This is a genomic window from Corynebacterium sp. AOP40-4SA-5, assembly GCF_052377355.1.
GTDB lineage: Bacteria > Actinomycetota > Actinomycetes > Mycobacteriales > Mycobacteriaceae > Corynebacterium.
The window spans coordinates 217,061-241,153 of the sequence record NZ_JBQSWS010000002.1 but is presented as its reverse complement, the minus strand read 5'-3'; the positions used below and the strand labels follow the sequence as shown (position 1 = coordinate 241,153).

The 24,093-nt window shown below is 70.6% G+C and carries 22 protein-coding genes; 9 read left to right on the top strand and 13 right to left on the bottom strand.

Annotation, left to right across the window (positions count from 1 at the left end):
• From ACT3S3_RS02230 to ACT3S3_RS02215, 4 genes are all read left to right on the top strand, one after another.
• On the top strand, positions 1–615 hold a 615-nt coding region (locus ACT3S3_RS02230; protein ID WP_444626168.1), incomplete at its 5' end, for a TetR/AcrR family transcriptional regulator.
• Between the two features lie 79 nt (positions 616–694).
• Entirely contained in the window at positions 695–1,876 is a 1,182-nt protein-coding gene (locus ACT3S3_RS02225) for a tyramine oxidase subunit B (RefSeq protein ID WP_301442400.1), read from the top strand.
• On the top strand, positions 1,873–3,093 hold the full coding sequence (locus tag ACT3S3_RS02220; RefSeq protein ID WP_444626166.1) for an FAD-dependent oxidoreductase: 1,221 nt from the start codon (positions 1,873–1,875) through the stop codon (positions 3,091–3,093). Before ACT3S3_RS02225 ends, ACT3S3_RS02220 begins: the two co-directional genes overlap by 4 nt.
• A gap of 11 nt (positions 3,094–3,104) precedes the next feature.
• Positions 3,105–4,553 carry an APC family permease gene (locus ACT3S3_RS02215; RefSeq protein WP_301442402.1) on the top strand — a complete coding sequence of 483 codons (1,449 nt, stop codon included), beginning with the start codon at positions 3,105–3,107 and terminating at the stop codon, positions 4,551–4,553.
• 29 nt (positions 4,554–4,582) lie between these two features.
• Here the strand turns inward: ACT3S3_RS02215 and ACT3S3_RS02210 are convergent, their stop codons facing one another.
• Together ACT3S3_RS02210 and ACT3S3_RS02205 are read right to left on the bottom strand one after the other, a co-directional pair.
• A complete protein-coding gene (locus tag ACT3S3_RS02210) occupies positions 4,583–6,037 on the bottom strand; it encodes a hypothetical protein (protein WP_444626165.1) in 1,455 nt (484 codons plus the stop codon).
• A gap of 130 nt (positions 6,038–6,167) precedes the next feature.
• Positions 6,168–6,974 carry an NAD(P)-binding domain-containing protein gene (locus tag ACT3S3_RS02205; RefSeq protein WP_301442404.1) on the bottom strand — a complete coding sequence of 269 codons (807 nt, stop codon included), beginning with the start codon at positions 6,972–6,974 and terminating at the stop codon, positions 6,168–6,170.
• 159 nt (positions 6,975–7,133) lie between these two features.
• Here ACT3S3_RS02205 and ACT3S3_RS02200 point away from each other — a divergent pair, with 159 nt between their 5' ends.
• Positions 7,134–8,153, top strand: coding sequence for an FAD-dependent oxidoreductase (locus ACT3S3_RS02200; RefSeq protein WP_301442405.1), 1,020 nt, complete (start codon positions 7,134–7,136; stop codon positions 8,151–8,153).
• Between the two features lie 18 nt (positions 8,154–8,171).
• On the opposite strand, the gene ACT3S3_RS02195 is transcribed toward ACT3S3_RS02200, so the two are convergent.
• From ACT3S3_RS02195 to ACT3S3_RS02160, 8 genes are all read right to left on the bottom strand, one after another.
• Positions 8,172–9,563: an amidohydrolase family protein gene (locus ACT3S3_RS02195; protein WP_301442406.1), complete on the bottom strand. Its 1,392-nt coding sequence runs from the start codon at positions 9,561–9,563 to the stop codon at positions 8,172–8,174.
• Positions 9,564–9,881: 318 nt separating this feature from the next.
• Complete coding sequence (locus tag ACT3S3_RS02190) at positions 9,882–10,520, bottom strand: pyridoxamine 5'-phosphate oxidase family protein (protein ID WP_444626163.1); 639 nt, start codon at positions 10,518–10,520, stop codon at positions 9,882–9,884.
• Positions 10,517–11,305 (bottom strand): creatininase family protein, encoded by a 789-nt coding sequence (locus ACT3S3_RS02185; RefSeq protein ID WP_301443789.1) that lies wholly within the window; start codon positions 11,303–11,305, stop codon positions 10,517–10,519. The genes ACT3S3_RS02190 and ACT3S3_RS02185 overlap by 4 nt, the downstream gene beginning before the upstream one ends.
• Entirely contained in the window at positions 11,302–12,681 is a 1,380-nt protein-coding gene (locus ACT3S3_RS02180) for an FAD-binding oxidoreductase (RefSeq protein ID WP_301443792.1), read from the bottom strand. Before ACT3S3_RS02180 ends, ACT3S3_RS02185 begins: the two co-directional genes overlap by 4 nt.
• Before the next feature lie 53 nt (positions 12,682–12,734).
• On the bottom strand, positions 12,735–13,952 hold the full coding sequence (locus ACT3S3_RS02175; RefSeq protein ID WP_444626162.1) for an ABC transporter substrate-binding protein: 1,218 nt from the start codon (positions 13,950–13,952) through the stop codon (positions 12,735–12,737).
• Between the two features lie 39 nt (positions 13,953–13,991).
• On the bottom strand, positions 13,992–14,933 hold the full coding sequence (locus ACT3S3_RS02170) for an ABC transporter permease (RefSeq protein ID WP_441582184.1): 942 nt from the start codon (positions 14,931–14,933) through the stop codon (positions 13,992–13,994).
• Positions 14,930–15,643, bottom strand: a complete 714-nt coding sequence (locus ACT3S3_RS02165; RefSeq protein WP_444626175.1) for an ABC transporter ATP-binding protein — start codon at positions 15,641–15,643, stop codon at positions 14,930–14,932. The genes ACT3S3_RS02170 and ACT3S3_RS02165 overlap by 4 nt, the downstream gene beginning before the upstream one ends.
• A gap of 68 nt (positions 15,644–15,711) precedes the next feature.
• Complete coding sequence (locus ACT3S3_RS02160; RefSeq protein ID WP_444626161.1) at positions 15,712–17,025, bottom strand: amidohydrolase family protein; 1,314 nt, start codon at positions 17,023–17,025, stop codon at positions 15,712–15,714.
• A 465-nt stretch (positions 17,026–17,490) separates the two neighbouring features.
• Here ACT3S3_RS02160 and ACT3S3_RS02155 point away from each other — a divergent pair, with 465 nt between their 5' ends.
• The 4 genes from ACT3S3_RS02155 to ACT3S3_RS02140 all read left to right on the top strand — a co-directional run bounded on the left by ACT3S3_RS02155 (position 17,491) and on the right by ACT3S3_RS02140 (position 22,162).
• Positions 17,491–18,453 carry a PDR/VanB family oxidoreductase gene (locus ACT3S3_RS02155; protein ID WP_301443610.1) on the top strand — a complete coding sequence of 321 codons (963 nt, stop codon included), beginning with the start codon at positions 17,491–17,493 and terminating at the stop codon, positions 18,451–18,453.
• Positions 18,450–19,757, top strand: a complete 1,308-nt coding sequence (locus tag ACT3S3_RS02150; protein WP_444626160.1) for an amidohydrolase family protein — start codon at positions 18,450–18,452, stop codon at positions 19,755–19,757. The genes ACT3S3_RS02155 and ACT3S3_RS02150 overlap by 4 nt, the downstream gene beginning before the upstream one ends.
• A complete protein-coding gene (locus tag ACT3S3_RS02145) occupies positions 19,754–20,815 on the top strand; it encodes an isopenicillin N synthase family dioxygenase (protein WP_301443609.1) in 1,062 nt (353 codons plus the stop codon). Before ACT3S3_RS02150 ends, ACT3S3_RS02145 begins: the two co-directional genes overlap by 4 nt.
• Before the next feature lie 183 nt (positions 20,816–20,998).
• Complete coding sequence (locus tag ACT3S3_RS02140) at positions 20,999–22,162, top strand: Cmx/CmrA family chloramphenicol efflux MFS transporter (protein WP_444626159.1); 1,164 nt, start codon at positions 20,999–21,001, stop codon at positions 22,160–22,162.
• Here ACT3S3_RS02140 and ACT3S3_RS02135 read toward each other — a convergent pair.
• From ACT3S3_RS02135 to ACT3S3_RS02125, 3 genes are all read right to left on the bottom strand, one after another.
• Positions 22,128–22,691, bottom strand: coding sequence for a pyridoxamine 5'-phosphate oxidase family protein (locus ACT3S3_RS02135; RefSeq protein WP_444626158.1), 564 nt, complete (start codon positions 22,689–22,691; stop codon positions 22,128–22,130). The genes ACT3S3_RS02140 and ACT3S3_RS02135 overlap by 35 nt on opposite strands.
• Positions 22,684–23,256: a dihydrofolate reductase family protein gene (locus ACT3S3_RS02130; protein WP_301443870.1), complete on the bottom strand. Its 573-nt coding sequence runs from the start codon at positions 23,254–23,256 to the stop codon at positions 22,684–22,686. The genes ACT3S3_RS02135 and ACT3S3_RS02130 overlap by 8 nt, the downstream gene beginning before the upstream one ends.
• Positions 23,257–23,442: 186 nt before the next feature.
• A complete protein-coding gene (locus ACT3S3_RS02125; RefSeq protein WP_444626156.1) occupies positions 23,443–24,042 on the bottom strand; it encodes a TetR/AcrR family transcriptional regulator in 600 nt (199 codons plus the stop codon).
• Positions 24,043–24,093 lie beyond the last annotated feature (51 nt).

Here is a 24,093-nt window from a genome sequence, read left to right as displayed (position 1 = left end):
GACTCTCCTGACGTGCCCCGACGCGTAGACCACGACCAACGTCGCCAGGAGATCATCGGCTCCGTCTGGCGGATCATCGCCGATGAAGGCCTCGACGCCGTCACCACCCGCCGTATCGCCGACGCCACGGGTTTCTCCAACGGCCTGCTGCGGTACTACTTCCCTGGCAAGGATGCCGTGGTCACCGCGGCATTCGAATACGTCTACGCAGCCACCAACGAGCGCGCGCAGGTGCCCGGAGGCGAGCGTGGCCGGCCCGGCCTGGAACGTCTCGCCGCCGAGATCCTTCCGTTGGACGACGTCCGACGGGCAGAGGCCCGCGTCGTCACGGCTTTCTGGCAACGCGCCGTCAACCACACCGACGAGGCGGAGGTCTTCGCCGAGCGCATGGCCACCTGGCGTCGGAGTTTCCTCGACCGCCTCGACGAGGCAGCGCAGGACGGCAAACTGCGGCCGGACGTCACTGACCGGCAGGCCAGGGGAGTGGTCGTCGACGAGCTGCTCACCATGCTCACCGGCGCGCAGGTGTGGGCCGCGCTGAACCAGGACGAGGCGTCCCCGCAGCGCCTCACCGCGCAGCTGGACGCCTTCTGCGACCGCATCTTCACGTCCTGACCACTGTTTTTCTCCAGCTGTACAAGAAGGTCACCGGTCAGCAACGGCCGTGAAACACGCGGGCTGTTCCATGGCCGACATGACAGCAACCACCACCGCAACCACCACCGCAACCACCACCGCTCCCACCAGCCCCCGTCTGGACACCCTCTACCTCAGCGAACCGGACATGGTCGCCGCCGGGGTCAGGGACATGCCCGCCTGCGTGGACACGATGGAGGAGATGTTCTCCCTTCTCGGCGTCGGCGACTACCGGATGGGCGGGGCCAACAACAACTCCCACGGCTCCATGGTCCTTTTCCCCGACGAATCCCCGCACCCACGCATGCCGAAGAACGGGCCCGACCGGCGCTTCATGGCCATGCCCGCCTACCTCGGCGGCTCCTTCCACACTGCCGGGGTGAAGTGGTACGGCTCCAACACGGAGAACCGCTGCTCCGGGCTGCCGCGCTCCATCCACACCTTCGTGCTCAACAACGCCGACTCGGGCGCACCCCTGGCGATCATGAACGGCAACCTGCTGTCGTCCTACCGCACCGGAGCGGTCTCCGGCGTCGGCGCCCGCCACCTGGCGAAGCCGGGCGCGACGGTCGCCGCGGTCGTCGGACCGGGCGTGATGGGCAAGACCGCCCTGGAGGCCTTCGCCGCCGGTGTCCCCACGCTGCACACCGTCCGGGTGAAGGGGCGCAGCCAGGCCGGCATCGACGACTTCACCGCCTGGGTACGCGAGACCCTCCCGCAGTTCACCACCGTCGAGGTCGCCGACACCGCCGAGGACGCCCTGCGCGACGCCGAGGTCGTCGCCTACACCACCACGGCACCGATCGGCGCCGACAACTACCCGGTGCTCGACCCGTCCTGGCTGGCACCGGGGGCGTTCGTGTCCCTGCCGTCGTGCATCAACATCCCCGACGCCTGGCTCGCCTCCGACGCCGCCCGTCTGGTCCTCGACAACCGCAGCCTCTACGAGTGCTGGCACGAGGAGTTCGGCGAGGACGCCTTCGAGACCGTCGGCATCATCGGCAACAAGTTCCTCGCCCTGGAGAAGACGGGCGAGATCCCGGACGGCAGCGTGGCCGACATCGCGGACGTCATCAACGGAACCACCGTGGGGCGCCGCTCGGAGAACGACATCGTGGTCTACTCCGTCGGCGGCATGCCCGTCGAGGACGTCGCCTGGGCCACCACCCTGTACCGGCGCGCCCTGGAGCGCAGCATCGGCACCTCGCTGCCCGTCTGGGACACCCCGGAGATGGCATGAGCGAACACCTCGAACATTACGACTACGTGGTCGTGGGCTGCGGATCCATCGGATCGATGGCCCTGTGGCAGCTCACCGAGCGTGCCCCGGAGGCCCGCATCCTCGGCCTCGAACGCTTCGGCCGTATCCACACCAAGGGCTCCTACTCCGGTGAGTCGCGCCTGTTCCGCGTGGCGCTGAAGGAGGGCGGTATCTACATCCCCCTGGTGCAGCGCGCCCGCGAGATGTGGCTGGAGCTCAACGAACGCACCGGACGCGACGTCTTCCTGCCCATCGGCGCGGTCAGCGTCGCCCCGGCGGACTTCGCCACCATGCGCCAGACCATGGAGGTCATCGCCGAACACGACCTCGAGCACGAGGTCCTCGACGCCACCGAACTCGCAGGACGCTACCCTGCGTTCGCCGCGCCGGCTCCCGGGGCGTCCCCCGACGTCGCCATCGTCGACCCCGCCGGCGGCGGGATCCGCCCCGAACTCGCCGTCGCCCTCTCCCAGCAGCTCGCGCTGGACGCCGGCGCCGAGCTGCGCGACCACACCCGCGTGCTCGCGATCGAGCCGGGGGAGGGGCCGGACGGCTCGACGCTCATCCGCCTCTCGCGGCAGAACGGTACCGTCGGCGCCGTCACGGCGGACAAGGTCATCGTCGCCAACGGTTCCTGGGCCGCCGACCTGTACCCCGACCTCGCCGAGCACATCAGCGTGCAGGCGATCCCCCTGACCTGGTACTTGCCGTTGGAGATCACCGACTTCCTGCCGGAGAACCTGCCGATCTTCATGCGCGACGTCACCACCTCCACCGGCGAGGTCTGGCACTGCTACGGCGCGCCCAGTCTCGACGGCTACAGCGTGAAGATCTCCCACGGAGACTTCGCCGGCGGCGCGTCCACACCCGACGGCATCGAGGAACTGCGCACCGGCGTGCTGCCCGAGATCCTCACCACCCTCTTCGCCGAACGCAGCTCCGCCTTCTTCGACGGCATGCTCGACGACCCCGTCCGGCTGACCCTCCATCACGACGGCTTCACCGCCGACCACGTCCCGGTCCTCGGCCTCGCCCCCGGCAGCGACGGCGCCGTGACCGTGGCGACGGGGATGAGCGGCAACGGCATGAAGTTCGCCCCCGTCTACGGGCGCATCGCCGCCGACCTCGCCGTCGACGGCACCTCGCCGCTACGTCCCGACTCCTTCGACTACCCCACCTCCGCCCGCACGTCCTGAGAGGACGCACCATGTCCACACCAGTCACCACAACCACCACGCAGGATGCCCCAACGCTGCGGAAGGGGTCGCTGACCACGACCTCCATCGTCTTCATGGTCATCGCCGCCGCCGCACCGTTGACCGTCATCGGCGGTGCCCTGCCCATCGGCATGGCCGCCGGAAACGGAGCCGGCTACCCCACCATGTACGCCGTAGGCGCGGTGATCCTCGTCCTGTTCTCCGTCGGTCTGACGACCATGTCGAAGTACATCTCCGAGCCAGGCGCCTTCTACTCCTACGTCGAGACCGCCTTCGGACGCCGCCTCGGCATGGGCACCGCCTACCTCGCGCTGCTGACCTACACCGCCATCCAGTTCGCCGTCTACGGCTTCCTCGGCCAGCAGCTCACCCTGCTCGTCGCCCCGGTCGCCGACGTGCCGTGGTGGGTGTTCTCCCTGGCCACCGCCGCCGTCGTCGGCTACCTCGGCTACCGCAGCATCGAACTGAGCTCCAAGGCGCTGGGTGTGCTGCTCGTCGCCGAGATCGCCATCGTCGTGCTGCTCGACGTCGTCATCGTCGGACGTGGCGGCGCCGAGGGGCTCAACGCCGACCCCTTCCTGCCGGAGAACGTCTTCTCCGGGGCGATGGGCGTGGGTCTGATGATGGCCATGGCCGGCTTCATCGGTTTCGAGTCCACCACCGTGTTCCGTTCCGAGGCGCGTGACCCCGACCGCACCGTGCCGCGCGCCACGTACATCTCCGTCGCCGTGATCGGCATCTTCTACACCGTCTCCGGCTGGGCCGTGGTCCAGGCGTGGGGCACCGACAACGTGGTCGACGCCGCGGTCTCGAACCCCGACGAGATGATCGCCACCACCGCCGTCAACTACCTCGGCGCCTGGTCCGGGCCCGTGGTCCACGTCCTCCTGCTGACCAGCCTGTTCGCCTGCGTCCTGTCCTTCCACAACGTGCTCACCCGCTACCAGCACGCCATCTCCCACAAGCGTGGACTGCCCCGACGCCTGCGCGCTGTCCACCTGACCTACCGGTCACCGCACATGTCCTCCATCGTGCAGACCGCGACCGTCGCCGTGCTCACCGTGGTGTGCGCACTGCTCGGCATGGACCCGGTGGTCGAGATCTTCACCTGGTTCTCCGGGTTGGCGACGCTGACCATCATCATCCTCATGCTGCTGGTGTCCGTGGCGGTGATCGTCTACTTCCGCTCACGGCCGACGCTGCCGGTCGGGACGTGGAAGCGGACGGTGGCCCCGGTACTCGCCTTCCTGGGCCTGGCTGCGGCCCTGTACTTCATCGGTGCGAACCTGACGATGCTGGTCGGCGGTAGTTCCGCGGTGGCCGTGGGGCTGGCATTGGCCGCTCCGGCAGCCTTCATCACCGGCGTGGTGTGCTCCACCTTCATCCCCGAGTTCGACGACAAGGTGATCACCCGCGCCATGGCGAGGAAGATGCGCTGATCGGGTCAGCCTCGCTGGAACACGAACCGTCAGCCGGCCGGTGAGACCTTGAGCATGCGGGTGGCGGTGGCCTGCCACAGTGTTCCGTCCGGGGCGATCATGCCGGTGAGCTGCATCGGCTGGTCGAACGGCAGGATGCCGACCGGGGTGCGGGAGGTCTCGCGGCCACTGTCCGCGTCGACGCCGACCACGCTCACCGTCCGGTCGTCGTCCCCGCGGGACAGCGCCCAGATGGTGCCGTCCTCCCTCGTCAGCTCCGGGAGCGTGTCCAGCGCCGTGTCGGTTTCCCACTGCCGCACGCACCGTTCGCGTCCGGAGGCGTCCTTCTGCAGGTCGACGCGGGTCAGGCCGCCGCGAAAGTCGGCGTCCTGCGGGACGGACTCGCCGTCCACGGCGAGGTCCGGGTAGTCGTAGCCGTAGGTGGAGGGGATCCACAGGGAGTCGCCGTCGGCGAGCAGGGAGTTCTCCGTGCCGGGGCCGGCCTGGTCGAACGCCGGGAGTGAGCAGACGGTGTCGCCGGTGGCGGCGTCGAGCACCAGGAGGTTGGGGGAGGCGTCGGCGTTGTCGACGATCGCCACGCGCTCGGCGCCGGTGCCGAAGAAGGTGGGCGTCGTCCCGGAGCCCCACGACAGCTGCCCGGGCTTGCGCGCGCTGCCGCGGTCGTAGGTGCGCGACCAGGCGACGGTGGGGTCACCGGCCGCGTCGGCGCGGACGTCGTGGAGACCGTGGCTGGTCAGTACGCTGACCCCGTCCCGCCGTGGTGTGAGCCCGTTGGCGATGGCCTCGCCGCCCGGTGTGTCCGTGCCCAGTGCCACGGTGCGGACAGTGGGGTCGGCTCCGGTGTCGTCGAGGTATCCGGTGACGGCGTCCTCGGTGGCGAACCAGGTCCGGCCGTTCTCGTCGGGGGAGAGCCCGGCGATCGCGGCGTCGGTGCCGAGGTCGGGTAGCTCGGTACGTTCCTCGACCTGCAGCGTCCAGCGCCCGTCCTCCAGGACGTGCGCGATACGCAGGATCGCGTGCCCCTCGGCCACGACCAGGCGGTCCTCGCCGTCCAGATACCCGTAGACCCCGCCGAGAAGCCCCGTCTTCCTCAGTTCCAACGACGCCACGGGCCGGGCGGTCGCCGGGTCGTAGAGGACGACGGACGGTGCGACCGGTGTCAGCCCGTGCTCGGTGCCGAGGTACCTGGTGCATAGTGCGACCGGCATGCCGTCGGCGCCCTGGAAGACCGTCGAGCAGGCACCACCGGGCACGGAGAAGTCCACGGACGGTGACGCGCCGGGCCCTGACCAGGGGACACTGTCGGTGGAACCGAGGTCACGGTGCATGAGTGCGGTTCCGTGCCCGCGCCGCGGGGAGCCAGGATCCTCGGACCCCACGGCGGGGGCGGACGCCAGGACGCCGACCGTTGTGACGGTGACCAGCGACGACAACACCCGACGCGCGACGGATCGGGTGCCGGGGAGAGGGGGCCGGATGCTCATGTGGACGAACCGTAGACGACGTCCCGCGCCAGGCCGGCCGGTACGGATCAGGGTGAGCCGGAGGGTTTACATTCACCGGCCCGGTGGGCTCTGCACCCGTCATGCCATCTGTGTCATTCCCCTGACGACCTCACCCATGTGCCGCGCGCCGCCAGGTGCCGTCCAACGCGTCGTGGAGGCGTCCGGTGGTGGCGTCGTCGAAGAAGGTGGTGCGCAGCTGCTCGTTGAGCCCGCCCGGGGTCTCGTGGGAACGGATGACCTCAGGCATCGGCGTCGCCGTGTCCACCAACGACGGCGCGAGGCTCGCCGCCATGCCACGGATGAACGGTTCGGCCACGTCCTGCGGCAGCCCGCGTCCCACGGTCCAGTCCACCAGCGAGGAGATGTACTGCAGCAGCCCGGTGCACGCGCCGGTGGTGGCGGAGAGCACGGCCATCTGCGACTCGTCCGGCACCACGAGCGCCCCGCCGATGCGGTCGAACAGTTCGACGGCGGCGGGGACGTCCGGGGTGACGGGCACCTCGATGCCGTGCTCGGCGACCGGCGGGAGCGGGATCGCGCGGGCGACCGGGATGTCGTCGCGTCCGACGGCGCGGCGCACTGCCTCGATGCTCACCCCGGCGAGCACGCTGACCACGGTCTGACCGTCGCGGAAGGGGGCCTCGGCCAGGGCCTCGTCGAGCTGGTCGGGGCGCACGGCCACGACGACCACGTCGGACTGGTCGACGACCTCGGCGTTGGATGCTGCGACGCTGGCCTGCGGGAACCGCTCGCGCAGCCGGGCGACGTTGGCGGAGCCCCGCGGGGACAGGACGACGGGTGTGGAGTCGTCACCGGCACCGGAGCTGCGCAGGAGCCCCTCGACCATCGAGACGGCGATGGACCCGACGCCGACGAATCCCACGGTGCCGAGCGTGCTGTTCATGGAGTTGTTCATGATGCTCACCGTGCCAGGAACCCGTCGTCGGCGCCATATGTCATCTGACTCATGCCTCAGGGCAGAAAACCGCCGGAAATTGCCCTGGGGCATGACTCAGATTGCATCGCCAGTCTGCCAGCCCAACCCAATCCACCCGCCGGGTGCCACAATGGGCCCATGTCTTCGAGCCCCTCCAGAATCACCGTCATCGGTGCCGGCGTCATCGGCCTGTCCTGCGCGCATGAACTCGCCGACGCCGGCCACGAGGTCACGGTCGTCGCCGACCACGGCCCGGGCGACACCGTCTCCGCCCTGGCCGGGGCGTTGTGGTTCCCGTACAGCACCGGGGTGTCGGACGAGGTGCTGGAGCGTTCGCTGGTGCGTTTCGCCGAGCTCGCGGCCCTCGGCGACCTCGGCGACGGGGAGGATGCGGATCCCGACGCACCGGAGGACTTCGACGACGACGTCCCGCCGGTGCAGATGCGCACCGGCATGCTGCACGAGCGCCTCGACCCGCCGGACCGTTCCTGGGTCGCGCCGGTGGTGAAGGTGCTGGGTGAGGACTCCGTCCGCCCGGTCGACGGTGGGGTGCAGGCGACCCTGCCGATGATCATGACCTCGGCCTACCTCGCCTGGCTGATGGACGCCTGCCGCATGGCCGGGGTCACGTTCCGGTGGCGCACGGTGGAGTCCCTGGACGAGCTGACGGACACGGCGGACGCTGTCGTCGTCGCCGGGGGACTGCGCGGCGGCGAGCTGCTCGGCGGTGACGACTCGCTCACCCCGGTGCGTGGCCAGCTGATGCTGCTGGCCAACGGCGACGGCGGGGAGGACGGCCCGCGTCTCACCGACTGGGTCGTGGACTCCGACGACCCGGACCAGCTCACCTACGTCCTCCCGCGTGAGGACGAGATCGTCGTCGGCGGGACGGCGCAGGCCGGTTCGTGGGACGAGGCCCCGGACCAGGAGACCGCCGAGGCGATCCTGGCGCGCGCGGAGGCGCTGGTCCCGGAGCTGCGGGAGCTGCCGATCCTGGGTCATGGCGTGGGGCTGCGTCCGTCACGTCCGACGGTGCGTCTGGAGCGGGTGGACGGCCTGGCCCTGCCGGTCGTCGCCGCCTACGGGCACGGCGGCGCAGGCGTGACCCTGTCGTGGGGAACCGCCGAGCGCGTGGTGGAGCTCATCGCCGAGCTGTAGCCGGCCTGCAGCCCCGACCTACAGCGCCGGGGTGAATCCGCCCGCCGCCGCCGAGCGCACCATGCCCTCGTCCGCCATCCGGTTGACCTCGGCGTAGTCGGGGCCGGACGGAGAGTCGGCAGAGGTGTCCCACACCACCTCGCCGCCGACGTACACCTGCCGCAGGTGACGAAGCCCGCAGGCCAGCACGTAGGTCGCCACCGGGTCCCACACGGGGCCGGTCGCCGGGTCGCGCGGGTCCACCACGACCAGGTCGGCGAGCTTGCCGACCTCCAGAGAACCCACCTTGTCGCCCACGCCCATGGAGCGCGCGGAGCCGAGGGTGTGCAGGCGCAGGACGTCGTCCACCGCCATGATCGATGCGTCGGAATGCACGGCACGCTGGGTGAACAGGCCGGTGCGCATGTTCTCGAAGGGGTCGGAGGTGTCGGTGCAGGACTGGTCGTCCACGCCCATTCCCACGGTCACGTCGCGCCCCAGAAGAGTCACGATGTCGGCGATACCGGAGCCCAGGCGGCCGTTGGACATGGCCTGCCACACCACGGAGGTGCCGGACTCGACGACGCGCTCGACCATCTTTTCGGTGGGGTGCACGAAGTGGCCGAAGGCGAAGTCGTCGCCGAGCACGCCGGCGGCGTCGTACCAGTCGAACTTGGACTGTTGGATGTCGATCTGTTCGGCGGTCTCCACGAAGTGTGCCTGGTTGGTGACGCCCCACTTCTCCATGAGGGTCTTCTCGCGTTCGGCGGTGACCGCGTCGGACGCCCACTGCACCGCGCCGTACACCGAGCCGCCGAGGTCGAGGCCGGGAGCGACGGTGTCGAGGTGTGTCATGGCGACCCCGAAGGCGTCGAAGGCGTCCTGCTCGGGGAGTTGTTCATCGTCGACACGCACCGAGGTGACGAAGCGGATGCCGGCGTCGGCGACACCGTCGATCTGGCGGGTCACGAAGTCCGGCTCGTGCACCTTCACGGCCTTGAGGGTGGAGGTGTCGTAGTCGAAGCGGCAGATCACGCGCGACTGGGTGAAGTTGTAGACCGACGTGATGCCGGACGCCAGGTGGTCCAGCCCGCCGGCACGGGAGAGCCAGTACATGGTCTCCGGGTCGGCGTTGGCGAGCATCGCACTGTTCTGCGTGACCCACTTGTACAGCGGTGATGAGTGCTCCACCCCGCGCATGCCGCCGGTGTAGATGTGGCTGTGCGCGGAGATGAAGCCGGGGGCGAGGAAGGCGCCGTCGAGGTTCACGGTGGAGGACGCCGCGGTGGCGGTGGATTCCGGCGGGGTTCCTTCGCCGAGGCCGCTGATGCGTCCGGAGTCGTCGACGCTGAGCCATCCGGTGAACCAGCGGGGGCTGTCGGGGTCGGCGCTGACGGGCAGGATGACGGCGTTGGTGAACAGTGTGGGCATGACGGGGTGGAACCTCCTGGTCCGGCTGGGTTGTGGTCAGTCGGCGGTGTGCAGGAATGCTCTCTTGTGCCGCGCGGGGACGTCACAGTGACGCTCGCCCGCGCGGCAACGGTCGTGCACCGCGGAACGGCCCTGAGTCTAGGGCGCGGGTGTTTCCGCGGTGTTGCTTCGGCGAGTCCGCGCGGAACGAGGGTGTGCGCGGCAGGCGAGTCGCTGCTCGCGGTCCGCGGTCCCCAGAACCCCACGCGATTGTTGGTCTGGTTGGGGCAGACCAACAACAGCGTGGGGTTTCAGGACCGGGCTATCCGGCGGGGCGGTTCATCCGGGCAGGACCTCGCGGGCCCAGCCATCTTCACAGCCCGATTCGCCCACTTCAGTCTCACTAGCTGCACCGCCCGCACCCACCCCGCCCACCCCGCCCACACCAGTGGTACGGGTGTACCGCACGCGGTGGGACGGTCCGGCGTCGTCGGCGGTCCAGAACAGGTACTCGCGCGGCACCACGGCGAAACCGGCCCACGTGTCCGGTGGGTCGGAGGCCAGGTCGGGGTGCGCGGCGTCGAACTCGGCCCACACGCGACGTCGTTCCCCGACATCCGACACCGCCAGACCCCGGTCATTCAGCCAGGCCAGTAGCTGCAGGTACCGCGATCGTCGGGCGAAGGCCTCACGCGAGCCGGCGGCGGTGTCGGCCACCACGTCGCCGACCACGGTGACCTGCCGTCTGCGGTCGGGGGTCAGCACCGTCAGTGAGGCCTTCGGGCACCCCTCCACGTCCCGTACCTTCCGCGAGCGTGAGTCGGTGTGGAAGCGCACGCGACCGTCGTCGCCGACTCCGGACACCATCACGGTGCGGGTGCGCGGGTAGCCGTCGGCACCGACGGTGGCCAGCGTCATCAACGTCGGCGGTTCGGGCGGAAGCGTCAGGTGCTCGAGGAACAGACGCGCCGGGGTCACCGTCGGCCTCCCGGGAGGAAGGAGGCGATCTCCGGCAGGGCTGCCACGATCTCGGCGACGCGCGCCTCGAACAGGTCGCGTCCGGCCTCGGCGGTGGCCCCGGTGGGGTCGCCCACCACCCCGGACTCCGCCAGGTCGGTGGACAGCCACCCGAAGGTCACCGGACGCCCGGGTGCGCCGAAGCCCACGTGGGAGCAGTCGGCCACACCGTCGGCGACCTGCGGGCCCAGTACGGCGGCGGCGGACATGTCCACCAGCTCCGGGGCGACGTGCAGCATCATGGAGGTCTCCGCCCACCCGGCGTGCACCCCGATGCCGCGTTCGGTCTCCCCGGGCAGCGCCGGCCCGGACACCAGGAAGGTGTGCAGGTCGAAGCGTCGGCGCAGTTCGCGCAGGGCCACGCCGAGCAGCGCGGAGTTGCCGCCGTGGCAGTTCACGAACAGCAGCCGCTTCGCCGGGGTGGCGGCGATGGAGCGTCCCAGGTCCACCACGGTCTGCAGGAACGTCTCGGGACGCAGCCACATGGTGCCGGGCAGCAGGGCGTGCTCGTCGGACTTGGTGTACGCCAGCGACGGCAGCAGCCACACGTCGGTGCCCGCGGCGGCGGCCCGGGTCACCGCCGCACCCGCCACGGCCTCGGCCATGGTCAGGTCGGTGGACAGCGGCAGGTGCGGGCCGTGGGGTTCGATCGCCCCGGTGGGCAGCACCAGCACACTGTCCTCCGACAGCGCGGAGCCCACCTCCGCGGTGGTCAGGTCGGCGAACCGCCGGGACGCGCCGATCACATCCACCTCCCGGGGTTGAGGATGCCGGTCGGGTCGGTCCGCGCGGCCAGGGCGCGCACCCGCTCGGGCTCCAGGTCCACGTACCACTGGTGCGGGGAGTGCACGCCCACCCCCAGGGCCGTGAGTTCGGGCACCCCGGCCAGGATGCGGGCACGCAGCTCGTCGATCGTCTCGTGCTCACCGATCGGCCCGTTGAGCATGCCGAACATCATGTTGTTGCCGACCTCGAGGTGGAACAGGCCGCCACCGAACACCGCCTCGACCTCCTCGAGCCGTTCCACGACCGCGTTGCCCTGGCACTCCAGGTGGAACCAGTGGCCGGGCTGGCGGCGTTGCAGCCACCAGGTGGGGTGGTTGTAGGAGATCGTGGACAGCCGCACGGACTGCGCCGCGCCCTCGCGCACGTCCTCGACGTGCCCGCCGTAGGACGCCACGAGCGCCGTGACGTCCCCCACCTCGTCGGCGTCGACGATGCCGCGCAGGCTGGCGCGCCCGCGCACCAGCGCCGGGTCGTCCGGCAGGGCGGCGACGACCTCGGGGCCGTCGGCGGACATCAGGCGGGGACGCAGCCCGGCCTCCATCACCGCACGCGCGGCGTCGAAGGCTCCGCGGGTGGTGGGGAAGGACGCGTACAGGCAACGCCAGTCCTGCAACGGTTCCACGCGCACGGTGGCGCGCACGATGACGCCGGCCACGCCGTAGGTGTGCACGAACGGCTGGGCCGCCTCGCCCTCCAGGTGGATGATCTCGGCGTCGGCGGTGGCGGGGACCACGTCCACGGCGGTGACGAAACCCTGGTGGTTGCGGCCGTGCACGATGGTGCCGGTGCCGGCCGAACCGCCGCCGAGGAACCCGCCGAGGGAGGACTGCACGGTGGAGGGGTACATCCACAGCTGGTGGTCGTGTTCCCAGGCGTACTGCTCGAGGGTGAGCATGCGCGCCCCGGCGTCGGCGGTGATCTCGCCGGTGGCGGGGTCGAGGCCGTGGATCGTGGTCAGCGAGGTCATGTCCAGCACCAGGCCGCCGAAGCGGGGAAGCACCTGGCCGTAGTTGCCGGTGCCCTTGCCGCGGGTGGTGACCGGCACGCCGTGGCGCACCGCGGCGCGCACGATCTGCGGGACCTCCTCGACGTGGCGCGGGTAGCAGACCACGTCGGGGGTGCCGAGTTCACCGGCGGCGAGCTGGGCCGAGAGCACCGGGCTCATGCCGGAGCCGTCGCGAGAGGCCCGCCCGATCGCGCGGGGCAGCTGGCTCACGCCGCGGGGGCCGAGGACGCCGATGAGGTCGTCGACCAGGGCGTCGACGTCGTCCGCGGTGAAGTCGGGGCGGGTGTCCTGCGTGGCGGTGGCGAAGACGTGGTCGACGTCGGTGTCCACGCGCACGCCGAGCTGCTGTGCCGGTGGCCGGGCAGGAGTGGCAGGTGCGGCCGTCACAGCGCGACGCTCTCGTCGAGGAACTCGTTGGTGGCGAGCTCGTCGGTGGCCACGCCGTCCTTCACCGGGGTGTTCTGCCCGGCGAAGATGGGGGTCACGATGTCGAGGACCTCGCTGACGCGTGCCTCGTCGAAGGAGCCGAGCACACCGTCGGAACCGTTGGCGACGAGCTCCTCGTCGCGCATCCGGGCGTGGCCGAACTCGGCGTTGCCGTCGCCGTAGACCCAGCCGGCGTTGAAGTCCTCGACGGCCTGCACGATCAGCTCATTGGCCGCCGACGGGTCCTCCATGTAGTCCTTCTCGCCGCGCTGCAGCACCGGGACCAGCTCGGACAGGCAGTCGGTGGTCGCACTGTCCTCGAGGTCCCCGCTCCGGGCGGCCAGCGCGGACTTGTAGGTGGGGAAGCCGGCGTCGTGGATGAGCTGGTAGTCCACCGGCTTCATCCAGCCCTGGACCTCGTTCTCGTAGTTGTACGGTTCGGAGGAGGAGTAGCCCTGCTGGGCGTTCGCGCCGCCGGCGGCGACGAAGGTGGACGGTGAGCCGTCGTAGCTCTCGTCGATCTGCGACTGGTCGAGGATGCCGGCACCGGTGAGGTACTTGATGTAGGACATGTCGGAGAAGGTCAGCACGGTGGCGTCCTCGTCCTTGAGGTCGGCGATCTCGTGGACGTCGGGGTAGGTCTCGGGGTCCCACATGATCATCTGCGGGCTCTTGTCCAGGGTGGACAGCACGCCGGTGGTGGGCATGGAGTCGGAGTTCTGGATGGACTGGTCGGTGTCGACGTAGCCGAGGAGGATGTCGGGGTCCTGGTACAGCTGGGAGGTCACGTTCTGGTTGCCGATCGCCGGGCCGCCGGAGCGGATCTCCAGGTCAACACCGGTGTAGCCGTTGTCGCCGTCGAACAGGGGGCCGCTGACGACCTTGCCGTCGGCGTCGATGCTCACCGCGTCGCGCCCCTCCCCGTCGTAGTCGAGTTGTTCGTAGAGGTGGCCGTGTTCTGCCTCCGGGAACCAGTCGGTCTGCACGACCACGGTCTCCGGGCAGACCGACGAGAGGTCGGTGGAGCCGATGTCGCCGTCGTAGTCGGACGCCGCAGCACCGCCGTTACCGTCGCCGCAGGCGGCGAGGGCGAGGAGGGTGGCCAGGGAGGTGGACGCGGCGAGAACGGTGCGGGCGGTGCGGGCGGTGCGGTTGGTGCTGTTGGTGCTGTTCATGGGGTTCTCCGGGGTGGTGTGTAGGTGAGAGGAAGTGGATCAGGCGTTGTACCAGCGGCCGACGACGCGCCTGCCGATCCAGCCGAAGATCAGGAACACGACCACGCCCAGCAGGGAGGCGAGGATGATCGCGGCGAAGAGTTCGGGGGACTGCAGGCGGGAACGGTAGTTGTCGAGCAGCACGCCGATGCCGGGGGTTCCCTGCTTGAAGAAGAAGTCGCCGACGATCGCGCCGACCACGGACAGTCCGGCGGAGGTGCGCAGGCCGACGAAGATGGACGGCATCGCCGCGGGCAGTTCGAGCTTTCGCAGCACGGTCAGCCGGGAGGGCTTGTGCAGTGCGAAGAGGTCGCGCATGCCCGGGTCCACGGACTTCAGGCCGAACAGGGTGTTGGACACCAGGGGAAACAGGGCGATGAGCACGCAGACGAAGACGCGGGCGGAGAAGCCGAAGCCGAACCAGAAGCCCACGAGCGGCACCAGGGCCAGCACGGGGATGCACTGCAGGAACACGGCGTAGGGGAACAGGGCGGCCTCGGCCCGCTTTGACTGGGACATCACGATCGCCCAGGTGATGCCGACGACCGCGGCGATGGCCAGGCCCGTCAGCGCCACGGTGGTGGTCTGCATGAGTCCCTGCCACATCTCCGGGGCGGAGGCGCCGAGCAGTCCGTCGGTGATGACCTCGTGTGGCGGGGGCATGAGGAAGCGGCGCGACTCGTCGAGCAGCAGGTAGCTCACGGCGTACCAGGCGGCGATGACCGCGCCGAACACGAGGAGGGGCAGGACGACGCCGGCGAAGGGAATGCCTCGCCGCGTCCTGCGCGCCGGGGAGGACGTGCCGGACGCTGCGACGGGCGCTGCGCTACCGGAGGTACCGGACGTGCCGGACGGCCCGGCGACCGTCGCCGCGGCGGCGCCCGTTGCGTCCTGCGCGGTGGTCTTCCCGGTGCTCTTCTTGGCGGTGGTCGGTGCGGTCATGAGTGGGCCTCCATCAGTGAGGTCGAGACGCGTTCGGTCAGGGCGGTGAACTCCGGGGAGAACCGCAGCTTCGGGTCGCGGGGGAAGGGGAAGGGGACGTCGACCTCGTCGACGACGGTGCCGGGGCGCCCGGACATCACCGACACGGTGGTGGACAGGAACACCGCCTCGGTGACGGAGTGGGTGATGAACAGGCCGCCGAAGCGTTTCTCGGCGAAGAGTTCGGTGAGTTCCACGCCGAGGCGTTCGCGGGTGATCTCGTCGAGGGCGGCGAAGGGTTCGTCGAACAGGAAGAGCTCCGGTTCGATGGTCAGGGCGCGGGCCAGGGAGACGCGCATGCGCATGCCGCCGGACAGCTGGTGGGGGAGGTGGTCCTCGAAGCCGTCGAGTCCGACGGTGGCCAGGGAGTCGGCGCAGCGGGCCTGCCGGTCGGCCTTGGACAGGCCGTCGAGTTCGCCGAGGAGCATCACGTTCTCCCGCACGGTGCGCCACGGCAGCAGCGTGGCGTCCTGGAAGACGTAGGCGATGCGGTCGGTGGAGGTGCTCATCGTGCCCTCGGTGGAGGTCTCCAGGCCGGAGGCCAGGCGCAGCAGGGTGGACTTGCCGCAGCCGGACGGGCCGACGACGCTGATGAACTCGCCCGGTTCGACGTCGAAGGACACGCCGTGCAGGGCGGTGGTGGCGCCGTCGGTGCCGGTGTTGTAGGTCATGCCGGTGTCGTTGAAGCTCACCAGCGGAGTGGTGGTAGGTGCAGTCGGTGAAGTCGGTGCAGTGGTGGTCACGGTGTTCTCCGGAGGTGGGGGAAGGTTGTCGTGGACGTGGTACGCGCGACGAAGCGGCCGGCGGTGATGACGACGCGGTCGCACGGTGCGGCGGCGATGAGGGAGGTGGTGGTTGGTGTGGTGGTGGGGTTGGGGGGATTCCGGACGCAGAGCAGGTCGGCGACCGCTCCGGTGGTGGGTCCGGCCGGTGGTAGGCCCATGACGTTCCTGGCGTCGCTGGTGACCAGGTCGAGGGCTTCGGTGGGGGTCTGGTGGGCGGCGGTGACGAGCAGCGCCGCGGTCTCCAGGGCGTCGCCGCGTCCGGTGGGGTTGAACGGGTCGGCGACGTTGTCGCCGCCGGCGGCGACGCGCACACCCTTCGCCCGCAGGACGGAGAGGGGAGCGATCGCGCGTGAGGTGGCGTCCTGCAGGTAGAGGTTGGTGGCGGGCAGGGCGATGACCGGCATGTCCGCGGCGAGCAGCTCGTCGGTGGTGGCGGCGAGTTCACTCGGGTCGGCGAGTTCTGCGAGGTCGGCGAGGTGGCAGCAGTGCCCGGCGGCGCGGTCGCGCCCGGCGGGCCAGCCGGTGACCCGCGCGGCGTAGCGGTGGATCGTGGAGGTGCGGTGGTGGGTCCCGGTGTACTCGTCGATGTGCAGGTCGCAGCCGACGTGGTGGGTCTCGGCGGCGTCGACGAGCGCGTCGGTCTGCGCCAGCGGGTCCCCGGCGAGGTGCGGGGCACCGCCGACGAGGTCCGCCCCGGCGTCGAGCGCCCCGGCGACCAGGGCGCCGACGGCCGTGACCGGGGTGGACGGTGCGACGAGCGCGACGATCTGCAGCGTCATCACGCCGGAGAGTTCCCAGCGCAGACGGTGCAGTGCCCGCACGCCCCGGAAGGCGTCCGGTTTGGTGCCGGTCGGGCCGGCGCTGCCCGATGTGGTGTCGGGGTAGACGTCGACGTGGGTGCGTACGGCGGTGGTGCCGGCGGCGAGCATGCTCAGGGCGGTGTCGTGTGCGCGGGCGAGGATGTCGTCCTCGGTGAAGCCGGACGCCGCGGCCGCCCACGCCGCCACCGCGCCGGGCAGATCGCCGACCGGCGGGTCGACGAGGTCCCAGGAACGGGACTTGTCCAGGTGGGCGTGCGGGTCGGCGGTGGCGGGCAGGACCGTGTAGCCACGCAGGTCGACGTGGCCCACCGGGACGGTGCCGTCCTGGTGGGGGCGGACGTCGTCGACCAGGGGGCCGTCGAAGGTGATGTCGACGGGAGCGCCGTCGAGCAGCACGCCGGCGATGCCGGCGGTCTGCGTCTTCATCGTCGTCTTCGTCACGGTCATCTGGAGCCTCCTCTCTCTTCGTCAGGGTCGTGACCGCTGCGTGAGGGATGTCATCGCCGGCGCGCAGCAGTCTGGTGTGTCCCCAGAGTGCGGGGACAGGGGAACTGTCGGTCGGCGGTGTGCAGGAGTGCTCTCTTGTGTTCCGTTCCGAGGGGAGTACCTCGCCGGGCTGGGGCCAGGTGGGGGATCGGGACATCGGTCGTGCACCGCGGGTATTCAGGGTTTTTGTCGTGCACCAATGGAGATTATGGGCCGGGTGTTTCGCCCCTGTTTCTCCCCAGGATCACTTCGGTGACGCCTCACGCCCCGGCGGAGCCCCGGGGTACGGGCATGTTTCGGGCCGGTGAAAGATCGTGTGAATTCCCGCGTTTCGCCCCGCCGGACGCTGCGCGTGGACTCGGCGGTGCACTACGGTGGTCCGCGTACGCGCCGGGCTGGGGTACGTCACGACGGAGGTATCCCCGCATGATGAATAAATTGACCGTGGTCGCCCGGCGGTCCCTGACCCCGCGGGTCGACGAGTTCACCCTGGCATTGCCCGACGGCGCGCCGTTGCCCGGCTGGACGCCCGGGTCGCACGTGGACGTCAGCGTCCCGGGCTCCGGGCTGACCCGCCAGTACTCCCTGTGCTCCCGGCCGTCCGACCCGTCGAGCTACACCGTCGCCGTCGACCGGCAGGACGTCAACAGTGGCGGCCGCGGCGGTTCGTCGGGCCTGCACCGCGACGCGGGCGCCGGCACACCGGTGCTGGTCGGCGCGCCACGTAACCACTTCCCACTGACCCGCGCGCTGAACTACGTCTTCGTCGCCGGCGGTGTCGGCGTCACGCCGATGGTGTCGCTCGTCGCCGAGGCGCAGCGTACGGGACGCCCGTGGCGCATGCTGTGCCTGGCGCGCACCGAGGCGGACATGCCGTACCTCGCGCAGCTGCGTGACGAATACGGCTCCGCAGCTGCCGGGCGCATCCGCTTCCACGGTTCGGCGCAGGCCGGACGCGTCGACCTCGCGGCGGCGCTGGCCGACCTGCCCCGTGGTACGGCCGTATACGTGTGCGGGCCCGGCAGCCTGGCCGACGACGTCGCCACGGCGGTGGCCGACCAGCCGGCCGTCGACGTCTTCGCCGAGCAGTTCACCGCCCCCGACCTGTCGGACGACACCGCGGCGTCCTTCGACGTCACCCTCGCCACCAGCGGCGAGACCGTCACCGTCGCGCCGGACGCCTCGCTGCTCGACACCCTCGAGGCCCACGGGACGCTGCTGGCGTCGTCCTGCCGCGAGGGTGTGTGCGGCACCTGCGAGGTCGGCGTGGTCTCCGGGGAGGTGGACCATCGAGACAACGTGCTGACCCCGGAGGAGCGCTCCGAGAACGAGTCGATGATGGTGTGCGTCTCGCGCTGCCGCTCCGGGCGTCTGGTGCTCGACCTGTGAGCGCCACGCTGCTGAGCGGTGCCCTGGCGGGGCCGGACGTCCTGGTGGTCGACGGCGTGATCGCCGAAACCGCCGAAACCGCCGAGCCTGCCGAGCGTGCCGAGCCGGCACCAGAGAGCGTCGACGTCTCCGGCTGCCTGGTCACCCCGGGCCTGGTCAACGCCCACCATCACCTGCTGCAGTCGGCGTTCCGCACCCTGCCCGGCACCCGCGACGTGCCCATGGCCCGCTGGCTGCAGGTCATGGCCACGGCCTACCGCGACTACGACGTCGACCCCGACCTCACCCACAAGGCGGCCTCGGTGGGCCTGGCGGAGTCCCTGCTCTGCGGGGTGACCACCGTCGCCGACCACCACCTGACCTGGCCCGCCAGTGTCGACCCGGTCGAGATGGCGCTGGCCACCGCCCGCGCCGCCGACGACCTCGGCGCCCGGCTGTGCTTCGTGCGCGGCACCGCCGGGGACTCCCCGGACGCCGCCGCCGACTCCGTGCGCGCGATCCACCGCGCGTTCAGTGCGTCCGGTGCGTCCGGCGCCTACGGGGAAGGACGCCTGCAGCTCGCCGTCGGACCGTCCGGCGTGCACGCCGACGGCCCCGAGACCTTCGCCGCCCTCGCCGAGGTCGCCCGTGACCTCGGCCTGCGGCGGCGCACCCAGGCCAATGAGCAGGTCGACGTCGCCGTCGCCGCGCAGAAGTACGGCCGCCGGCCCCTCGAGCTGCTCGCCGAGTGGGGCTGGCTGGAACCCGGCGTGACCGTGGCGCACCTCTGCGACGTCACCGCCGACGAGATCGCCGCGGTCATCGCCTCCGGGGCGGCCGTGACCCACGCACCCGGCTGCGACGTGCCCATGGGCTGGGGCGTCGTCCCCGTCGCCGAGCTGCTGGCTGGCGGGGTCGACGTCGGGCTCGGGACGTCCGGCGGCGGCAGCAACGACGGCGGCCACCTGCTCGCCGACGCCCGCCTCGCCGTCCAGGTCTCGGGGCTGGTTGGTGCGCCCGTCACCGCGTCCGACGCGGTCACCATGGCCACCGCCGGTTCCGCCGCCGGCCTGGGGCGTCCCGAACTCGGCACGCTGGTCCCCGGCACACCCGCGGACCTGTGCGTCTGGGACATGGGCGACGTCGCCGACGCCGGCGTCCACGACCCGCAGGGCGGGCTGATCTGGGCCTCTCCTGGACGACGCCCCCGCGACGTGATGGTCGCCGGACGCTGGGTCGTGCGCGACGGCGTGCTGCTCACCGCCGACTCCCGCGGCCTCGCCACCGAGCTCACCGACACACTCACCCGAAGGAGAACACCGTGAACGACTTCCACGTACCCGTCATCGACATCAGTGCCTATACCGGAGAATCTGCGGAGGGGGAACGCGACGCGGTCGCCCGGCAGGTCGACGCCGCCGCCCGCGACGTCGGCTTCATCCAGCTCACCGGCCACGGTATCGCCACCGACACCTGGGACGGGCTCGCCGATGCGCTCGACGCCTTCTTCCTGCGCGACCTGGAGACCAAGAAACGCGTGGTCACCCCGCCCGAGGTCAACCGCGGCTACTCGCCGCCGAAGTCCGAACGGCTGTCCTTGTCCCTCGGTGTGGAGTCCGCCACCGGCATGAACGACTTCTTCGAGGCCTTCAACATCGGCGCACAGGCCAGTGACTTTCCGTCCCTGGCGCTGCCGGAGGCGGACTACCCGCAGAACGTCTGGCCGGAGGAGACACAGGACGCCATGGCGTCCTTCCGCGGCAACCTGGAACGCTGGTTCGCCGAGGCGCAACGCGTCGCCGAGACCCTCACCGTGATCTTCGAGGACGCCCTGGACGTGCCGCGCGGCACCATCACCGGCCTCGCCGACCACTCCATCGACGTGCTGCGCACCATCAACTACGCCCTCGACCCCGGCCAGACCGTGGAACTCGACGGGGAGTTGACCGGCATGGGCGAACACACCGACTACGGCATCGTCACCGTGCTGTGGGCCGACCGCGTGGCCGGGCTGCAGGTCCTCGGCGAGGACGGCGGCTGGCACGACGTGCTCCCGGAGCCCGGTGCGCTGCTGGTGAACCTGGGGGACGTGACCGCCCGGCTCACCAACGACCGGTGGCGCTCCACGCTGCACCGGGTGCGTCCGCCGGTGGTGAACGGGACAATCATGCGGCGGCGCTCCGCGGCGTTCTTCCACGACGGCAACGTCGACGCCGTCGTCGGCCCCCTGCCCGGCATGGTCGACGACGACCATCCCGCACGCTATGAACCGATGACCGTCGGAGAGCACGTGTCCCGCAAACTCGGCGGCTCGCGCTCCCTGGAGTCCAACTCCGCCGACACCTCGCGCGAGTCCGGGCGGGTGCTCGCGTCGCGCAGGTGAGAACCGTTGTGGGTGCCGTGGCGCCGTGATTGCTAGCATTCCCCACGTGAACTCCCCCGAATCCGACAGAGGTGGGCTACCGGTACGCCGGTAGCCCCGATGCCACCAGTTTCCGCGCATCCGAGGCGCCGGTAGTGCCGCTCCACAGCGTCCACTACCCCCTGTTCTTCGGAAGGCTCGTTCATGCCTGCCTTGTTCTATCTCCTTGCCCTGGCCGTGTTCGCCCAGGGCACCTCCGAATTCGTCCTCGCCGGGCTGTTGCCCGGCATTGCCGGTGATCTCGACGTGTCCCTCGGCCAGGCCGGCCTCCTGACCGCGGCGTTCGCGGTCGGGATGATCATCGGCGCACCCACCATGGCCGCGGTGACGCGCCGGTTGTCCCCACGTCGCACGCTCACCGGCTTCCTCCTCCTGTTCATCATCATGCACGTCATCGCCGCGCTGACCGGCAGTTTCGTGGTGCTGCTGGTCAGTAGGATCATCGCCGCGGTGGCCAACGCCGGTTTCCTCGCGGTCGCCCTGTCCACCGTCTCCCGGATCGTGGCACCCGGACGGCAGGCCCGTGCCCTGTCGGTCATCCTCGGCGGCACGACGGTCGCACTGGTCGTCGGCGTTCCCGCCGGCGCATTCGTCGGTGGTGCGGTGGGCTGGCGGGTCACCCTCGCCGCCATCGCCGTGGCGTGCCTGCCGGCGCTGGTCGCCGTGCTCCTCGCGACGCCGGTGCGTCCTGCCGGTGGCGGGGACGGGGAACCCGGTACGCTGCGCGCGGAGCTGAGCGTCCTACGGCATCGGCCCGTCCAGTTGTTCGCGACGTTGGCCGTGCTCGTCAACGCCGCGACCTTCTGCTCCTTCACCTACCTCGCCGTGGTCGCCGACGACTCCGCCGGGCTCAGCGGGGCTCAGGTTCCGGTGCTGCTCGCGCTCTTCGGTACCGGAGCCTTCGCCGGTGTCGCCCTCACCGGTTCCCTCGCCGACGCGCACTGGCGCCTGCTCGTCGCAGTGGCGGGCCCGTTGCTCGTGGTTGGCTGGATCGTCTTCGGTGTGGGTGCCGGCTCCCTGGCTGCCGTTTGGGTGATGGCACCGGTGATGGGCATCCTGTCGTTCACGCTGGGCAGCACGTTGATCACCCGCATCATCGCCACCGCGCAGGACGCACCGACGATGGCAGGCTCCTTCGCCACGGTCGCGCTCAACGTGGGTGCGGTGCTGGGGCCGGTGGCCGGTGGTGTGGCGGTTGACGCCGTAGGACCGCGCGGACCGTTGGTGACCAGCGCGGTGTTCGCGTTGGTGGCCGTCCTCGTGTGGGCGGCGTTCAGCCGGGGAGGACGTCGACCTGCCAGTCGGTGACGTTGGTACGGGTGTACCGCAGGCGGCGCGAGGGCCCCTCGTCGTCGCCCTCCCAGAACAGGTACTCGCGCGGCACCACCGCGAACACCGCCCAGGCGTCCGGCGGGTCCTGTCCGGCCAGGTCGGGGTGCGCGTGGTCGAACTCGGCCCACCGCCGGCGCCGCTCCTCGCGCTCCTCCAACGCCAGGCCCCGGTCGTTCAACCAGGCCAGCAGCTGCAGGTAGCGCGGCTGGCCGGCGTAGACCGCGCGCTCGGTCTCCTCGTCGGTGCGCACCACGTCGCCGACCACGGTGACCTGGCGCGAGGCGTCCTGCGTGAGCACCGTCAGCGACGCCTTCGGGCGCGCGTCAAGGTCACGCACCTGGCGTGACCTGGCGTCCGTGTGGAACAGGACTCCGCCGTCGGCGCGTACGCCGTTGACGTTCACCGTGCGGGTGCGCGGGTAGCCGTCCTCGCCCACCGTGGCGAGCGTCATGAGCGTGGGCGAGTCCTCGAGGTGGTCGATGAAGGTGCGGACCGGGTCAGTCATCGCCGCCCCCGACAGTGCGGACGTCGTACTTGAGCTGCACCATCCCGTTGCCGAAGCTGCGTGACGAGCGCAACGACAGGTCCATCGTGAGATCCGGCAGCATCGCCAACCCGCCACCCACCGTGACCGGGCAGACCAACATGTGGACCTGGTCGACGACGCCGAGGCGCAGCGCCTCGGCGGCCAACGTCGGACCGTCGACGGTGATGTCGCCGGCACCGTCCTTCAACGCCAGGACGTCCTGCGCGCGGAGATCGCGTTCCAGGCGGGTGCGGCTCGTCCATACGTCATCCAGGGTGGTGGAGAAGACGGCCTTCTGCGCCGCGCACCACAGCCGCGCCCACTCCGCCGAGCGCGGTGACTGCGCGGCGGCCGCCGGGTCGGTCTCCCAGACGTGCATCATCTCGTACGTTCTGCGGCCGTGGATGTAGGTGGTGACGTCCGCGGCGTCGGCGTTGATCGCGGCGAGGACCTCCTCGTCCGGCACCGCCCAGTCGAAGTTGCCGTCCCGGTCGGCGACGAAACCGTCGACGGAGACGAGCATCGAGTAGATCAGTTGTCCCATGGCGGGTCTCCCTGGTGTCTCGCGGTGGTGTCTCGAGGTGGTGTCTCGCGTGACCCCGAGCGTACGGGAGGGCGCGGCGGCCAGGCAGGGGCCGTGCCCGCGTGCCGGATACGGTCTTTTCGTGGCAGCGCAGACGCGAATCCGGCACGCGGCGCGGGGTCGGGGATACCGCAGTCGCCGCAGCCCCTACCGCGCGAGGTAGCGTTCCCAGCCGGGGGTCAGCAGGTCGAAGGCGGCGTCGGTGAGGGAGGTGGACTCGCCGGACTCGGCGTTGAGGAGCTGGACCTGCAGGACGAAGCGGCAGAAGGCGCGGATGGTGTCGTCCGGCCCGTCGAGGCCGAGGTCGGCGGTGATGGCGTCGGCGAGGGCGTCCTCGTGGCGCAGCCACATCCGCTGGGCGTACTCGCTGAGGGAGGGGGAGTCGTCGATGAGTTTGATGAAACGTTCGTGGGAGCCGGCGGGTGCGTCGTCGTGCCAGGCGTCGTCGCGGTAGAACTGCCGCAATGCGTCGGGGATGCTCGTGCCGTCCGGCCGGTCGGTGACGGCGGCGATCAGACTCTCGCGCATCTCGTCGTCCTCGTCGACGGCGATGGCCTCCTTGCAGGGGAAGTGGGCGAAGACGGTGGTGGGGGAGACGTCGGCGGCGTCGGCGATCTCGCGGACGCTGACGTTGTCGAAGCCGCGGGCGAGGAAGAGCTCCAGGGCGGCGTCGGCGATGGCGCGTCGGGTGGCGGCCTTCTTGCGCTCGCGTCGGGTGGGGGCGGTACCTCTGCTGTCTTCTGCCATGGGCACCACACTAGCGCCGTAAGTGTAATTGATACAACACTGGATTGACTT

Bases quoted from the DNA above. Each gene is read 5' to 3' on its own strand.
- ACT3S3_RS02200 (WP_301442405.1), top strand. From the start codon at position 7,134: ATGTCTTCGAGCCCCTCCAGAATCACCGTCATCGGTGCCGGCGTCATC.
- ACT3S3_RS02125 (WP_444626156.1), bottom strand. From the start codon at position 24,042: ATGGCAGAAGACAGCAGAGGTACCGCCCCCACCCGACGCGAGCGCAAG.
- ACT3S3_RS02130 (WP_301443870.1), bottom strand. From the start codon at position 23,256: ATGGGACAACTGATCTACTCGATGCTCGTCTCCGTCGACGGTTTCGTC.
- ACT3S3_RS02135 (WP_444626158.1), bottom strand. From the start codon at position 22,691: ATGACTGACCCGGTCCGCACCTTCATCGACCACCTCGAGGACTCGCCC.
- ACT3S3_RS02170 (WP_441582184.1), bottom strand. From the start codon at position 14,933: ATGACCGCACCGACCACCGCCAAGAAGAGCACCGGGAAGACCACCGCG.
- ACT3S3_RS02225 (WP_301442400.1), top strand. From the start codon at position 695: ATGACAGCAACCACCACCGCAACCACCACCGCAACCACCACCGCTCCC.
- ACT3S3_RS02205 (WP_301442404.1), bottom strand. From the start codon at position 6,974: ATGAACAACTCCATGAACAGCACGCTCGGCACCGTGGGATTCGTCGGC.
- ACT3S3_RS02140 (WP_444626159.1), top strand. From the start codon at position 20,999: ATGCCTGCCTTGTTCTATCTCCTTGCCCTGGCCGTGTTCGCCCAGGGC.
- ACT3S3_RS02210 (WP_444626165.1), bottom strand. From the start codon at position 6,037: ATGAGCATCCGGCCCCCTCTCCCCGGCACCCGATCCGTCGCGCGTCGG.
- ACT3S3_RS02175 (WP_444626162.1), bottom strand. From the start codon at position 13,952: ATGAACAGCACCAACAGCACCAACCGCACCGCCCGCACCGCCCGCACC.
- ACT3S3_RS02155 (WP_301443610.1), top strand. From the start codon at position 17,491: ATGATGAATAAATTGACCGTGGTCGCCCGGCGGTCCCTGACCCCGCGG.
- ACT3S3_RS02165 (WP_444626175.1), bottom strand. From the start codon at position 15,643: ATGACCTACAACACCGGCACCGACGGCGCCACCACCGCCCTGCACGGC.
- ACT3S3_RS02220 (WP_444626166.1), top strand. From the start codon at position 1,873: ATGAGCGAACACCTCGAACATTACGACTACGTGGTCGTGGGCTGCGGA.
- ACT3S3_RS02215 (WP_301442402.1), top strand. From the start codon at position 3,105: ATGTCCACACCAGTCACCACAACCACCACGCAGGATGCCCCAACGCTG.
- ACT3S3_RS02195 (WP_301442406.1), bottom strand. From the start codon at position 9,563: ATGCCCACACTGTTCACCAACGCCGTCATCCTGCCCGTCAGCGCCGAC.
- ACT3S3_RS02160 (WP_444626161.1), bottom strand. From the start codon at position 17,025: ATGACCGTGACGAAGACGACGATGAAGACGCAGACCGCCGGCATCGCC.